General features: G+C 56.0%; 13 protein-coding genes. All 13 read right to left on the bottom strand.

Translation table 11 applies throughout. The features are described from left to right. Positions 1–69 precede the first annotated feature (69 nt). The 13 genes from accC to H8K04_07550 all read right to left on the bottom strand — a co-directional run bounded on the left by accC (position 70) and on the right by H8K04_07550 (position 13,211). Positions 70–1,407: an acetyl-CoA carboxylase biotin carboxylase subunit gene (gene accC, locus H8K04_07610; GenBank protein UVT17393.1), complete on the bottom strand. Its 1,338-nt coding sequence runs from the start codon at positions 1,405–1,407 to the stop codon at positions 70–72. A gap of 44 nt (positions 1,408–1,451) precedes the next feature. After that, a complete protein-coding gene (gene accB / locus H8K04_07605; protein ID UVT17904.1) occupies positions 1,452–1,970 on the bottom strand; it encodes an acetyl-CoA carboxylase biotin carboxyl carrier protein in 519 nt (172 codons plus the stop codon). Between the two features lie 32 nt (positions 1,971–2,002). Next, positions 2,003–2,563, bottom strand: a complete 561-nt coding sequence (gene efp / locus H8K04_07600) for an elongation factor P (GenBank protein UVT17392.1) — start codon at positions 2,561–2,563, stop codon at positions 2,003–2,005. A gap of 85 nt (positions 2,564–2,648) precedes the next feature. Continuing rightward, the gene (gene aroQ, locus H8K04_07595) at positions 2,649–3,110 is read right to left on the bottom strand and encodes a type II 3-dehydroquinate dehydratase (protein UVT17391.1); all 462 of its coding nucleotides are present in this window, start codon (positions 3,108–3,110) and stop codon (positions 2,649–2,651) included. 100 nt (positions 3,111–3,210) lie between these two features. Continuing rightward, entirely contained in the window at positions 3,211–3,963 is a 753-nt protein-coding gene (locus H8K04_07590) for a tetratricopeptide repeat protein (GenBank protein ID UVT17390.1), read from the bottom strand. Positions 3,964–3,970: 7 nt separating this feature from the next. After that, positions 3,971–5,215, bottom strand: coding sequence for a bifunctional phosphopantothenoylcysteine decarboxylase/phosphopantothenate--cysteine ligase CoaBC (gene coaBC / locus H8K04_07585; protein UVT17389.1), 1,245 nt, complete (start codon positions 5,213–5,215; stop codon positions 3,971–3,973). 3 nt (positions 5,216–5,218) lie between these two features. Continuing rightward, on the bottom strand, positions 5,219–5,578 hold the full coding sequence (locus tag H8K04_07580) for a DNA-directed RNA polymerase subunit omega (GenBank protein ID UVT17388.1): 360 nt from the start codon (positions 5,576–5,578) through the stop codon (positions 5,219–5,221). Positions 5,579–5,597: 19 nt separating this feature from the next. After that, complete coding sequence (gene gmk / locus H8K04_07575) at positions 5,598–6,314, bottom strand: guanylate kinase (protein ID UVT17387.1); 717 nt, start codon at positions 6,312–6,314, stop codon at positions 5,598–5,600. Continuing rightward, positions 6,311–7,177, bottom strand: coding sequence for a YicC family protein (locus H8K04_07570; protein ID UVT17386.1), 867 nt, complete (start codon positions 7,175–7,177; stop codon positions 6,311–6,313). Before H8K04_07570 ends, gmk begins: the two co-directional genes overlap by 4 nt. An 8-nt stretch (positions 7,178–7,185) precedes the next feature. Next, positions 7,186–7,773: an endonuclease III gene (gene nth, locus H8K04_07565; GenBank protein ID UVT17903.1), complete on the bottom strand. Its 588-nt coding sequence runs from the start codon at positions 7,771–7,773 to the stop codon at positions 7,186–7,188. A 99-nt stretch (positions 7,774–7,872) separates the two neighbouring features. Then, positions 7,873–9,612, bottom strand: coding sequence for a GTPase HflX (gene hflX, locus H8K04_07560; protein ID UVT17385.1), 1,740 nt, complete (start codon positions 9,610–9,612; stop codon positions 7,873–7,875). Beyond that, positions 9,560–10,675 (bottom strand): tRNA (adenosine(37)-N6)-threonylcarbamoyltransferase complex transferase subunit TsaD, encoded by a 1,116-nt coding sequence (gene tsaD, locus H8K04_07555; GenBank protein UVT17902.1) that lies wholly within the window; start codon positions 10,673–10,675, stop codon positions 9,560–9,562. Before tsaD ends, hflX begins: the two co-directional genes overlap by 53 nt. A gap of 109 nt (positions 10,676–10,784) precedes the next feature. After that, positions 10,785–13,211, bottom strand: a complete 2,427-nt coding sequence (locus tag H8K04_07550) for an ATP-dependent Clp protease ATP-binding subunit (GenBank protein ID UVT17384.1) — start codon at positions 13,209–13,211, stop codon at positions 10,785–10,787. Positions 13,212–13,312 lie beyond the last annotated feature (101 nt).

Genomic DNA, 13,312 nt, shown 5'->3' with positions numbered 1-13,312 from the left:
GAAAGGAGAAACCTTGGTCGAGGAAACGCTGTAAAGACCGGTATTTAGCGGAGAGAGCCTAGGGGACGCTTATCCCAAAAATCGTTCCAAGAATGTCGTCGACACATGGCCCTTCTGAAAGTCGGGATCATCGAGAATCCGGCGGTGAAGCGGGAGCGTCGTTTTGATGCCTTCAATGACACACTCACTCAGTGCTCGTCTCATGCGAGCCATGGACTCCTGCCGATCACGGCCATGGGTGATCAGCTTCGCGATCATCGAGTCGTAGTAGGGAACGACGGCCGAACCTGACTCCATCGCAGAATCCACCCGCACCCCGAAACCTCCCGGCGGACTGTACTTGGTGATGACCCCCGGCGAGGGAGTGAACTTCTCTGGATCTTCGGCGTTTATACGGCATTCCATGCTATGGCCGGTGAGCACGACGTCCTGTTGCCGGATCGAAAGCGCATGACCGGCGGCAAGACGGATCTGCTCTTTGATCAAATCGATGCCCGTCACCATTTCGGTAATGGGATGCTCGACTTGGATGCGGGTATTGACTTCCATGAAATAGAAATTCCGATCCTTGTCGAGCAGAAATTCGACGGTTCCGACGTTTCGATAATGTGCCGCCTTCACGGCTTCCACAGCGACTCGACCGAGCTCCCGACGCAATTTTTCATCCACGACGGGGGACGGGGTCTCCTCGACCAGTTTTTGATGCCGCCGTTGAATCGAGCAATCCCGCTCCCCGAGGTGAATCACGCGGCCCTGGTTGTCGGCCAAAATCTGCACTTCGATATGGCGAGGTTCAAGGAAATAGCGTTCAAGGTACACCCCGTCGTTGCCGAAGGTCGATTTGGCTTCAGCTTGAGCGGCTTGAAAGGCCCGGCCCAAGTCTTCCGCCTTATTGACGACCCGCATGCCTCGCCCTCCCCCTCCGGCCGTCGCCTTGATGATGACGGGGAAACCGATCTTCTGTGCGGCCAGCAAGGCATCCTCCTCGCTTCGCAATTCGCCAGGGCTCCCGGGTGTGACCGGAAGGCCGCGCTTCGCGACGATCTCGCGCGCCTTCGCTTTATCCCCCATCATGGCGATATTTTCAGAGCTCGGCCCGATGAATTTGATGCCGATGGACTCACAGACTTCGGCGAAATGGGCGTTTTCGGACAGGAATCCGTACCCGGGATGGATGGCATCGACTCCTGTGATCTCTGCAGCGCTCAGAACATTCGGAATGTTACGGTAACTCAAAGCGGATTCGGCAGGCCCGACACACACCTTTTCGTCGGCCACTCGAACGTGCAGAGCAAGCGCGTCGGCTTCGGAATGAATGGCGACGGTCTTGATTCCGAGTTCCTTACACGCTCGGATCACTCGCAGCGCGATCTCTCCGCGATTGGCGATCAGAACTTTCTTAAACACGTCTCGGCTCCGGTACAGTTGGAGAGGACTGCCGTCAGAACGACCTATGAAGCAGTTTTGGGATCGATGAGAAATAACGCCTGACCATATTCCACTGACTTGGTGCTTTCCACCAATATCTTGACGATACGACCGTCCACCTCGGATTCAATTTCATTCATGAGCTTCATCGCTTCAACGATGCACAGCACTTGCCCCTTCCTCACAGAATCTCCCTCTTCCACATAAGGATCGGCATCAGGCGAGGGAGACCGGTAAAACGTGCCGACGATGGGTGACGTCACGGTCACAAATCCCGTGGCTCCTTCCACGACCGGCGTCATGGCTGTCGCCTGATGTGCCGGCTGTTGAGAAGGAACTGGAACCGTCTCCTGCGCGACGGCCGCAAAAGGCTTGGCGCCGAATTCGTGGCGAACTCGGATCCTGATCCCCTGACGCTCAAACTCAAGCTCGGTCAAATTATTACGTCGAAGCAGATCGATGAGTTCTTGGATCTGCTTCACGGAGCCGCCTGTGAGCGATGCCTCCGAGATCGGCTTGTTCACAGCATCCGGCAACACGATCCGACGAGTCTTTGCCTTCGATCGACGACGACTCACCGAACACGCTCCACATAGGACCGAGTGCGGGTATCGATCCGGATGACGGTGCCGACCTCCAAGTACAGCGGGACTTTGATCGTCGCCCCTGTTTCGACGACCGCCGGCTTGGTCCCCCCCGATGCAGTATCTCCCCGCACACCGGGATCCGCATCGACCACCTTGAGCTCGATAAAGTTCGGCAACTCAACCGCAATCGGCCGATGCTGATAGATGAGGATCTTGGCGACCATGTTTTCTTTCAAGAGATCGGCATTCTCTCCTAACTGACTTCTCTCAAACGTCAGTTGCTCATAAGTCTCCGTATCCATGAGCGTATAGGAATCTCCGGTGGCGTAGAGAAACTGCATGTCGCGTTCTTCCAAATCAGGCTCTTCAAACCGTTCGCCTGATCGAAACGTACGGTCCAACACATTTCCGGAAAGATAGCTCTTCAATTTGGTGCGCACGAACGCGCCGCCCTTGCCGGGCTTTACATGCTGAAATTCAACGATATAAAAAGGTTCGCCTTCAACCATCAACCGTACACCGCTCCGAAAATCAACCGTGGAAATCACTCGTCACTCCCTTCGACAATGAGCCCGAACGGCCCGAGTCCACCCCTACTCTCCGCCTTGCAGTACGTCTGCCGGCAGAGCAACCTCATTCTGAAGAACTTTCGGCCCCGGACACAGATAGGTGCTCGCATAATCCTCGCAGAGCCAAGAGATAGCCTGCAGGACCGAACCCGGACACCTGCCCCAAGGCAACTCCGGAGACATAGGAATGTCGCCGGAAGTCTTCACGCCGATATATGTTCGACAAATGAACTTCGACGGTGGGCAGATCAACGGCGGCCAGAGCATCGCGTATCGCGATGCTGGTATGGGTATAGGCGGCCGGATTGATGATGACACCCTGATAGCCGCGTCGCCCTTCTTGAATCCACGTCACCAATTCACCTTCGAGATTCGACTGCCGAATCACCAGCTCTGCTCCAAGCTCTCCTCCCAATTTCACGAGAGACGCATCGATCTCTGCCAGCGTTGTCGTCCCATAAATGGATTCTTCGCGATTACCCAATAGGTTCAGATTGGGACCATGCAGAACCAAGATGCGCGGCATATCGCGTATGAAACCTCCTATATCTACACCCGATTCACACCGCCCGCACACCAAGGGCGGCATTCTAGCAGTCCCGTTTCAGGGGGTCAAACCGTTGAAGTCACGAGGAAGTTTTGGGGCTTGGGCGAGAAAGCGCTTGAGAGTCTCGCCGACGTGCCTGAATGGAGGTGAGCCACTGCTCAAGTTGTGTGACGGCCGGATTTCCGGTCACTTGTGCACTTGGTGTCGTAACGGCGGTCGCAGAGACAAGTCGATCTTCTGAAAAAGTCCCCTGGCCGGACAACGTGTCGGCTTCACTGTTGGGGGGCAACGTGGCATCACGTAAGGCGGATGTCACCGGTTCCCCCCGACTACGGTCCGCTTCAAGGCTTGCCGTGTCGGCTGATTTCTCGGACGACTGTCCTTGCACTTCACTTGTACCATCAGCCCCTGATGCGTCGAGACCGGCACGAAGGGATAACGCCTCTTGGTCCTGTGGGTTAACGGCGAGAATGACGTTGCAGGACCGAATGGCTGCCTCCTTGGCCCCTTGGGCTACATACAGCTTGGCCAATGTGCGATGCGCACGAAGATTATCGGGACTGACTTTTATGGCTTCCTCAAGGATAGCTTTCGCCTTGATCGGCTGATTCATCTGCTCGTAGGCCCGACCTAATGCCACCATGGCCGTAATGAACCCTGGGTAGGTTTTCAGCCCGTCTTCAAGGACGGCCACTGCCTCTTCCCACATGCCGGCTTTGCCGTACTCCTCCGCCAGAGGGATGAAGACTTTGGACCCTGGCTCTTTGGCAAAGGCTAAGGCCAGTCGATCGATCTCGTCGGCGTTACCTGTCTTCTTCGAACCCGGGGCCATAGATCGTTTACTCCACTAAGGATGCGCGACGAGACGACATGTCGCACATGTCGTGCACGGCAGTCAGTATTTCGTCCGCCAGGCGACGCTTGGACATGAGAGGCAACGCCCGTTCTTCGCCCGTAGCCGAGAGGATCACCGCCGCGTTGTCATCACTCCCGAAGCCGGCTCCCGCTTGGGTCACATCGTTGGCCACGATGAGGTCGAGTCCCTTTCCTCTGATCTTGTCCTTCGCATGAGACACCACGTGCTCCGTTTCCGCCGCGAATCCAACCACGATTTGCGATGTCCGCCGCGCAGATAACATCGTGAGAATGTCCGGAGTCGATTCAAGCTCCAACACGATCTCGGATTTCCCCTGCTTTTTGAGTTTTTGTGCCGCAAGCATTTTGGGCCGAAAGTCCGCGACCGCCGCCGCCATGATCAGGACCGTGGAGGAAGAGAACTGCCGACACAACGCGTCGGCCATTTCGCCGGCGGTGCCCACACGAACCGTGGTGACTCCCGACGGAGGAGTTAGAAACGAAGGGCCGGTGACCAACACGACCTCAGCCCCTCGATCCCGCGCGGCTTCCGCAATTGCGTACCCCATTTTGCCGGACGAACGATTGGAAATAAAACGCACCGGATCGATCGGTTCGTGAGTTGGGCCGGCGGATACCAAGACTCGTTGACCCCGCCAATCCTGCTGAGGGATGAGGGCTGCGTGGACTGCATCCAAGATACTGGACTCTGAGGAAAGCCTCCCCTGGGCAACCTGTCCGGAGGCAAGCGGTCCTACCTCAGGATCGAGCACGACGACACCGCGAGATCGAAGCGTGTGCACATGTTGAACGACCGTGGGATGTGTCCACATGCCGCCGTCCATGGCCGGAACGATGATGACCGGGCATCGAGCACTCAACAGCATGGTGGTCAGTACATCATCTGCCAGTCCAAGAGCCGCCTTCGCGAGAAAATTCGCCGTCGCCGGCGCCACGATAATCGCATGGGCATGCTCAGGAACCGTGAGGTGGGCCATCTCCTCATGAGCCTCAAAGAGATCCGTCGTGACCCGGCTGCCGGAGAGAACCTCAAACGTCAGGGGAGTCACGAATTTCGTGGCGGCCTGCGTCATGACGACCGACACCGTCGCACCTTCGCGTGTGAAGGCTCTAAGGAGTCCGACTGCTTTATACGCAGCGATGCTTCCCGTGATCCCCAAGGCAAGACGCTTGCCCCTCAGACTGGTCTGCGATGGCGCGACGTCCACAGTCTACTCCTCGGTCGGAGCTGCCGTCGGTTGGACCGTATCATCCACATACACACTGAGCTCTTTCTTGATCTCCCGGGCGTCCTCACCGGTCATCATCGCGATACGCTCAGTTTCGCCTTCCTTCCCGCGCTTGGCTTCCTTCATGGCATCGCGGGCCTCTTTGCCGGTCAAATATCTGGCATGCCCCCTCAACACCTCATCAAGCGCGATGGTCGTTTCTTTCGTAAAACGAGAAGACACGGCAGGCTTGGCTCCTTGAGTCAAGTGCTTCGCGCGTTGGGAGGCGACGATCACCAATCGGTGGCGGGAGTCAAATTCATCAGTTGTGTATTGCGGCAACAAACTCAGCATGTCGATCATAATCCGCCTCGCTCCTCTTCTAGACAGTGGTTGATGGTTCTCGATCGTCGAGTTTCGTCTCTTTCTCCAGAATAAAGCTCTGTTCCAGCCAATGCATGTCCATGCGTTTCGTCTTCAAGCGTTCCGCCAGAAAAATGCTTTGCAACTCGCGAAGAGATTGCGCGAGATCGTCGTTACGAACAATGTAATAGTACTCCCGGAAACACCAGACCTCTTCTTTCACCTTCCGCAATCGGCGTGCAATTTCATCCGGAGAATCCGACCCCCGACTTTGGAGTCGAGTACGCAGCGTGTCCATGGACGGAGGAAGAATGAAGATATAGACGGCATCCTCGAACTTCTTCTTGATCTGGAGGGCGCCTTGGACATCGATCTCAAGCAACACGTCGATACCCTGCTCCATCCTGTCCATCAGGGGTTTCCGCGGGGTTCCATACCAATGGCTGTAGACATGCGCGTATTCCAAGAATTCATTCCGCGCCACCATATCGTGAAACACTTTTTCTTCGATAAAGAAGTAGTCGCGTCCGTGTTCTTCTCCCGGGCGCGGCTTTCTCGTCGTAAACGATACCGAATGCCACACCCCGGAAACTGAGGTCACGATCTGTTTGCACAAGGTCGTCTTCCCCGCGCCTGAAGGAGCCGAAATGATGTACAGAATTCCCCGGCGCTCGGGAGCTTGCCGCTTCCCGGTCACGACTGGAGGGGGATTACTGGTGGTTATCGCCGTGCTCATTCGACGTTCTGTACCTGCTCACGCAACCGCTCAAGCTCTGCCTTCATTCGCACGACATCCGCCGTGATCGCAGCGTCGTTGGCTTTCGATCCGATCGTATTGACTTCCCGACCCATCTCTTGAAGGAGGAAGTCCAGCGTCTTGCCGACAGGCTCCGTGCCTCTGATCGTACGGTCAAACTGTACCATATGCGCGTCTAGTCTGACCAATTCTTCTGTAATGTCGCACCGGTCGGCATACGTGGCCAGTTCCTGATTGAGTCGGGGAAGATCCGGGATAGCATCTCCCAATAACTTCTCGACTCGCAGCTTCATACGATCAAAGGTTTCCCCCGCGACATGCGGTGCACGAGCCGAGACCGCCGTCTTGCATTCACGCAAATGGTTGAGTCTGGCCAGAATATCCTGCGCGAGGAGCTCACCCTCCTTTTTACGCATGCTTGCCATATCGAGCACGGCCTTCAGCCCAAGTTTTTCCACCAATTTTGCGAGTTTGGGATCGTCGGTCGGCTGATCAGAAAACGCAAGAATATCTCGGAACCCCGCTATCAGCCCGATGTCGATGGAGCCTTTCAGCTTCAACGTCCGCTGGAGTGCGCGAAGAGCGTGATGGTACTGTTTCGCCAATCCAGCGTCAAGCTGCAAGGCGCGAGCATTGCCACGCCCCCCTTGCAGCAACACCGTGACATCCACTCTTCCACGCGCACAATGCTGTTGAATGGTCTTCCGAAATACTTCTTCCAAAAGGTTCAGCAATTTCGGCAGACGAATGGACATTTCAAGGAAACGATGATTGACCGACTTCACTTCTACGGTGACCGTCCCATCGGACCACACTCCCTGTCGCCGGCCAAATCCAGTCATGCTTTTAATCATTTCAACCGTTTTCCTTCCCACCCACAGACATCGAAAATCGGGCAGACCGCGCAGCGAGGCTTCCGCGCGAGGCAGACATACCTCCCATGAAGCAATATCCGTTGCGACACGTCCGTCCACTGGGCTTGCGGATAAAGGGATTGGAGGTCCCGCTCAATCTGTTCCGGATCGTTGGAACGTGTCATAGCCAAGCGGTTGGCCACTCGTTTCACATGCGTATCAACCACGAGGGCTGGCTTTCCAAAAGCCGCTCCAAGGAGCACGTTGGCGGTTTTTCTCCCGACCCCGGGAATCGAAGTGAGTTCCTCCATCGTGTCCGGCACCTGGCCGCCAAAACGTGTGCTGATGGCCTGCGCACAGCCGACTAGGTTCTTCGCTTTGTTCTTATAAAAACCGGTCGATCTGATCAGCCCCTCAAGCTCCGTCGGCATCGCCTTGGCCATTGCACGAGGCGTGGCATACCGCTTGAACAGTGCAGGCGTCACTTGATTGACTCTCAGATCGGTGCATTGCGCAGAAAGAATTGTCGCCACCAACAACTGCCATGGAGATCGGTATGCCAATTCGACTTTTGTCGTCGGCATAGCACGGCGCAAGTTTATGGCGATCTGAGCCGGACGGTCCGGTGCAGGCGGTGCATTCGTGTGTTGAGCCTTCTTCACGGCGGGCTGATTGTGCAGCGGTTACCGACGAGATGCAAGGGCCAGTGCATCGTCCTGCAATGCCGTGCCGGACATCCGATCTTCCGCGATCGGCAGAGCTCTGACGTGTGTCTCCAGTCTCGCCAGGAGAGGATGAAGCGTGGAGGGCTGGATGGCCGAAATCCCAATGGCGTCGTAACGTCGACAGAGCAATTCGACTTGCTGCGAAGGTGCTTGATCACACTTATTGAACACGAGCAATCGCGGTATTGTCGTCAACTGCAGCTCCTCGAGAATAGCCACGACGGCGGTGATCTGAACGTCGATGTCCGCGGCGCTGATATCGACAACATGAAGCAAGAGATCTGCCTCCCGTAGTTCATCAAGTGTGGTCCGAAAGGCTCCGACCAATTCCTGTGGAAGATCCCGGATGAACCCTACGGTGTCCGTAATAATGATTTCGCGATCCTCCGGGAACCGCAGGCGTCGGCTGGTCGTGTCGAGCGTTTCAAACAATCTGTTTTGAGCCGAAACCTGACTTTTCGTCAGCACATTGAGCAGCGTCGACTTACCCGCGTTCGTATACCCGACGAGAGACACAACGGGAAGGCCATACCGGCCACGGCGGGACCGCCGTCGGTCTTGATGCCGCGTAAACTGCTCCAGCTCTCGCTCCAAATGCGTAATGCGATCGCGTACCCGGCGGCGATCGGTCTCCAATTTTGTTTCCCCTGGCCCACGAGTGCCGATGCCACCGCCCAGACGAGACAGTTGCGTACCCTTTCCGGATAATCGTGGGAGCAGGTACCGCAATTGTGCCAGCTCTACTTGTACCTTGCCCTCGCGACTGTGCGCTCGCCGAGCAAAGATGTCCAAAATCAGCTGTGTGCGGTCGATCACTTTGATATCGGTCATTTCCAAAATCGCTCGCAGTTGAGCCGGCGACAGCGTTTGATCGAAAATCACCATATCGGCGCCCCGATGCAGCGTCTGAATCAGTACGTCCTTCATCTTGCCACTGCCGAGAAGATACCGCTGATGCCCATCCCCGGTTCGTTGTGTCATGCGGTCGATCACCGTGACATCGGCGGACGTAGCCAGCTCCGCCAGTTCAGCCAAATGTTCTTCTTGCTCCGTTCGACTCTTCACAGAGGCGCTGACCAAGATCGCTGACTCCTTGCCCTTTTCAACCGCGTGGTGCGCCCGGACCTGCTGAAGCTCAGCTTCGAGTTCGTCAATAAACTCGTCGAACCTCATGGTCAGGTTGTGAAAAGGGACAGCCTTGTGCACCTTGAACAATTGACCAGTCGAACTGGGCGGGAGCAAATGCGCCATGTACAGATGGCCTAGCCTACCGTCCTCCTCAATGGAAAGGACCGCGACCAGGTCAAGCCGTAAGAATGCGAGATCGGTGAGCAGCTCCTGGTTTAACGGGTTGTCATGTAGTTGCGTCCGAATGAACCGCAGACCACGAAGAGATCGAGTTCCCGCACGGAACAGAGTCAGGGTCGTCGAAGACAGCGTCAACTCCGTACCCACGATCACTTCTTGAACTTGGCCCCGTCGCGTCAGCAGCACACCGAGCGGCCGGCGAATCTCTAGAGTGAGTTGCGCCATAGCTTTGGCCAGTTCCGGTGAAATGAGTTTGTCACTGGGGACCCTTCGGCGGTAGAGTCGTTCGAGTGACCCCACTTGGCCGGCACGCAGACCTGTGAGATGACCACGGATATCAGTAATAGGCTGTCTCCCTTCTGTCGGGGACAGCCATGCGGCATTCCCCATCGAGAACCGTGGAAGCCTCCATCGGGCTGATGTCAAAATTCAAGGATAGTCCTGCTCCACCCATGAGCAACTGACGCCCGGCTGAAGCGATCATGGCGGCATTGTCGGTACAGTACTCGGCCGTCGGCAGCGACAGACGGATCTGCTCACGCGCCGCACGTTCGCGTAAGACGGCCCGCAATCGTGAGTTCGCCGAGACGCCTCCCACCACGGCAAGCGCACACAGGTTCGACTGCTTAAGAGCAGCGAAGGCTTTCGTGACTAACACCTGGACGATCGCTTCTTGATAGCCTGCCGCCAAGTCGGCGATCTGCCCAGGCCGCAGAGGCGCAGCCATGTCCCGCAGCCGATAGAGCAAAGACGTCTTGAGACCGCTGAAACTGAACTCAAGGCTGTTCTTTGCCTGATGGAATCGAGGAAATCGAATGGCCTGTGGATCACCGGAACGTGCGATGCGATCAACAGCAGGTCCACCTGGATACCCTAGACCAAGCATCTGGGCGCCTTTATCGAACGCTTCACCGGCCGCATCGTCGCGAGTGCGTCCGAGCAGAGCGCACCGACCATCCGGATCACGGCGATAGAGATGAGTATGCCCACCGGATACGACCAGGACGATGCAGGGCAGAGGAAACGTCGGATCGGCAAGCCAAGCCGAAGCGATATGGCCCTGTAGATGATTGACCCCGATGATAGGAATGCCCAATCCGTAGCTTAAGGCTTTGGCGTAGTTGACCCCCACCAGGAGTGCGCCGGCGAGTCCGGGGCCTTGAGTGACGGCCACAGCAGCAAGATCAGTTTTCAAGACCTGGGCGGTTCCCAAGGCCTCTTTGACGACCGTGTCGATGCTGCCAAGATGCGCGCGTGCCGCCAATTCAGGAACAACGCCCCCAAATCTTTCATGGACGGCCACTTGTGAAGAGACGACGTTGGAAAGCACGGTCCCCTCGCGATCGAGTACGGCTGCAGCCGTCTCATCGCATGAGGACTCAATGCCGAGAATCGGCCCGTGATTCCACTCGGCTTGGTACGTAAGCTTCGGTTGTTTGAAAGGAAGACGCATCATGGTACGAGGAAACCGAGGAGGAGCGAGGAACAAAACGGCCTCTGCAGCGATCCGCCGCAGAGGCCACTCAATGATTGCATCGGGCTCGTCACAATCACGAAGGATACTACACTCCAGCCATAGCCTCCTGCTCAATAAAGGTCGGAGCCCCATCCCGAAGAACCACTTTCACCTTGCGACTCTCCTTGAAACGTCCTCTGATGAGCTCATCAGAGAGCGGGTCGCCGATGGCACGTTGGATAGCCCGCCGCATCGGCCTCGCTCCATACAGCGGCTCATACCCTTCCTTAATGAGCCATTGCTTGACTTCGTCATCCACCTCGATCTCAATCCCCTTGTCCAACAAGCGAAGATTCAGCTCGCGGAGGAGAATATCCAGGATGCTGTAGAGCTGCTCTTTCTCGAGCTGATGGAAAATGACGATCTCATCAATTCGGTTCAAGAACTCAGGACTGAACGACTTCCGGAGTTCCCCGAGTACTTCTTCCTTTTTCCGACGGGCGGCTTCGCCTTCCGTACTCTGAAAACCAAGAGACACGCCTTTTTGAATCATCTTGGTCCCGATATTGGACGTCATAATGACCACTGTATTCTTGAAATCGACTTTTCGCCCAAGACTATCGGTCAACACGCCGTCGTCCAACACCTGAAGCAAAACGTTGAACACATCAGGATGGGCCTTCTCGATTTCATCGAACAAGACGACGGAATACGGTCGTCGGCGAACTTTTTCGGTCAGCTGCCCGCCTTCTTCGTACCCGACATAGCCAGGGGGTGCGCCGAAGAGACGAGAACTCGTAAATTTCTCCTGGTACTCGGACATATCTACACGGATCAACGCATCCTCGCTGTTGAACAGAAACTCTGCCAGCGTCCTGGCCAGCTCTGTTTTTCCGACCCCTGTCGGGCCCAGGAAGATGAATGAGCCAATCGGTTTCCGGGCTTCCTTCAAGCCGGCGCGGGAACGGCGGATGGCGCGGGCGACCGCCGAAATTGCCTCATTTTGACCCACCACTCGCTTGTGGAGAAACTCCTCCATCCGCAACAGCTTGTTGGACTCCTCCTCCTCCAATTTGAAGAGCGGAATACCGGTCATTTTTGAGACAACATAGGCGACGTCTTCTTTGCCAATCACCGGCTTGTTCTTTTCCTGGCTCTTTTTCCACTCGCGCTTCGATTCGTCCAGCAGCTTGCGCAACCGCTCCTCTTCCTCACGATGCCGCACCGCCTCCTCGAAATTCTGCATAGAGATGGAGAGTTCCTTCTCTCGAGCAACTTTCTTGAGCTCTTGCTCCATCGCTTTCAACTCGGAGGGCAGGGCATACGTTTGGAGCTTGGCCCGCGACCCGGTTTCGTCGATCAAATCGATCGCCTTGTCGGGCAAGAACCGGTCGGTGATATACCGGTCGGACAACTTCACGGCCTCGACGATCGCATCTTCCGTGATCTCTACTCCGTGATGTTCTTCGTATCGATCCCGAAGCCCTTGAATGATACGCACAGTTTCGTCGAGATTCGGCGGTTGTACATGAATCGGCTGGAATCGACGTTTCAATGCCCCGTCTTTTTCAATGTGCTTGCGGTACTCATCCAAGGTCGTGGCTCCAATGCACTGAATCTCACCCCGCGAAAGCGCCGGCTTGAGCATATTCGAGGCGTCGATAGACCCCTCGGCGGCTCCTGCCCCGACCAGTGTATGGAGTTCGTCGATAAAGATGATGATATTGCCGGCTTGGACGATCTCCTTCATGACGACCTTGAGACGCTCTTCAAATTGCCCACGATACTTGGTACCGGCCACGAGAGAGCCCAGATCGAGCGCAATGACCCGGCGAGAGAGCAAATTGTCGGGGACTTCAGACTGCACGATCCTCTGGGCCAGTCCTTCGACAATTGCAGTTTTCCCGACACCGGATTCGCCGATCAGCACGGGATTGTTTTTGCTTCTTCGACTCAGAATCTGTAGAACACGCTCGATTTCATCGGCCCGGCCGATCACCGGATCCAGTTGACCTTCTTGGGCCAACTGAGTCAGATCCCGGCCGAATTCGTCGAGAGCGGGAGTATTGCTCTTCCGGTCACGCTCACGTGGAGCAGACTTTCGCAAAAACGTGACCGTCAGCTGCCTGGCCGTTAACAGGTTCGCGCCCAAGCTCCGAAGAATTTTTCCCCCGATCCCCTCTTCTTCCCGAAGAAGACCAAGGAGAAGATGCTCACTCCCGATGTGATTATGGCCAAGGAGGCGGGCCTCCTCCACTCCGTATTCGATCACTTTCTTCACTCGTGGGCTGAAGGGGATTTCACCAAACGTCATGGTGGTCCCGCCACCAGGTAGGTTTCGCTCGATTTCAAGCCGGATCTGTTCGGTGGAAAGACCCATCTTTTTCAAGATCATAAGGGCGATACCATCGGACTCACGAAGTATGGCCAAAACGAGGTGTTCGGTCCCGAGATAGTCGTTTTGGTGCCGTTCGGCCTCTTCCCGCGCGAGGATGATGATCTTTCGACCTTTGTCCGTGAATCGTTCGAACATCCTGCCTCCTTCTAGTGAGTGCGAATCATGGGCGCGTTCGAGCAAAACCGTTGAAAAATCTTGACCTAATTCTAACCACAGTATGCGTGAGAGTCAAGGTT

Source organism: Nitrospira sp., assembly GCA_024760525.1.
In the GTDB taxonomy this organism is placed as follows: Bacteria; Nitrospirota; Nitrospiria; order Nitrospirales; family Nitrospiraceae; genus Nitrospira_D.
The sequence above is the reverse complement of the archived record's forward strand: the minus strand, read 5'-3'. Positions and strand labels throughout refer to the sequence as shown.

Bases quoted from the DNA above. Each gene is read 5' to 3' on its own strand.
- nth (UVT17903.1), bottom strand. From the start codon at position 7,773: ATGCCGACGACAAAAGTCGAATTGGCATACCGATCTCCATGGCAGTTG.
- aroQ (UVT17391.1), bottom strand. From the start codon at position 3,110: ATGCCGCGCATCTTGGTTCTGCATGGTCCCAATCTGAACCTATTGGGT.
- hflX (UVT17385.1), bottom strand. From the start codon at position 9,612: ATGGGGAATGCCGCATGGCTGTCCCCGACAGAAGGGAGACAGCCTATT.
- H8K04_07550 (UVT17384.1), bottom strand. From the start codon at position 13,211: ATGTTCGAACGATTCACGGACAAAGGTCGAAAGATCATCATCCTCGCG.
- tsaD (UVT17902.1), bottom strand. From the start codon at position 10,675: ATGCGTCTTCCTTTCAAACAACCGAAGCTTACGTACCAAGCCGAGTGG.
- H8K04_07580 (UVT17388.1), bottom strand. From the start codon at position 5,578: ATGATCGACATGCTGAGTTTGTTGCCGCAATACACAACTGATGAATTT.
- H8K04_07570 (UVT17386.1), bottom strand. From the start codon at position 7,177: ATGACTGGATTTGGCCGGCGACAGGGAGTGTGGTCCGATGGGACGGTC.
- gmk (UVT17387.1), bottom strand. From the start codon at position 6,314: ATGAGCACGGCGATAACCACCAGTAATCCCCCTCCAGTCGTGACCGGG.
- H8K04_07590 (UVT17390.1), bottom strand. From the start codon at position 3,963: ATGGCCCCGGGTTCGAAGAAGACAGGTAACGCCGACGAGATCGATCGA.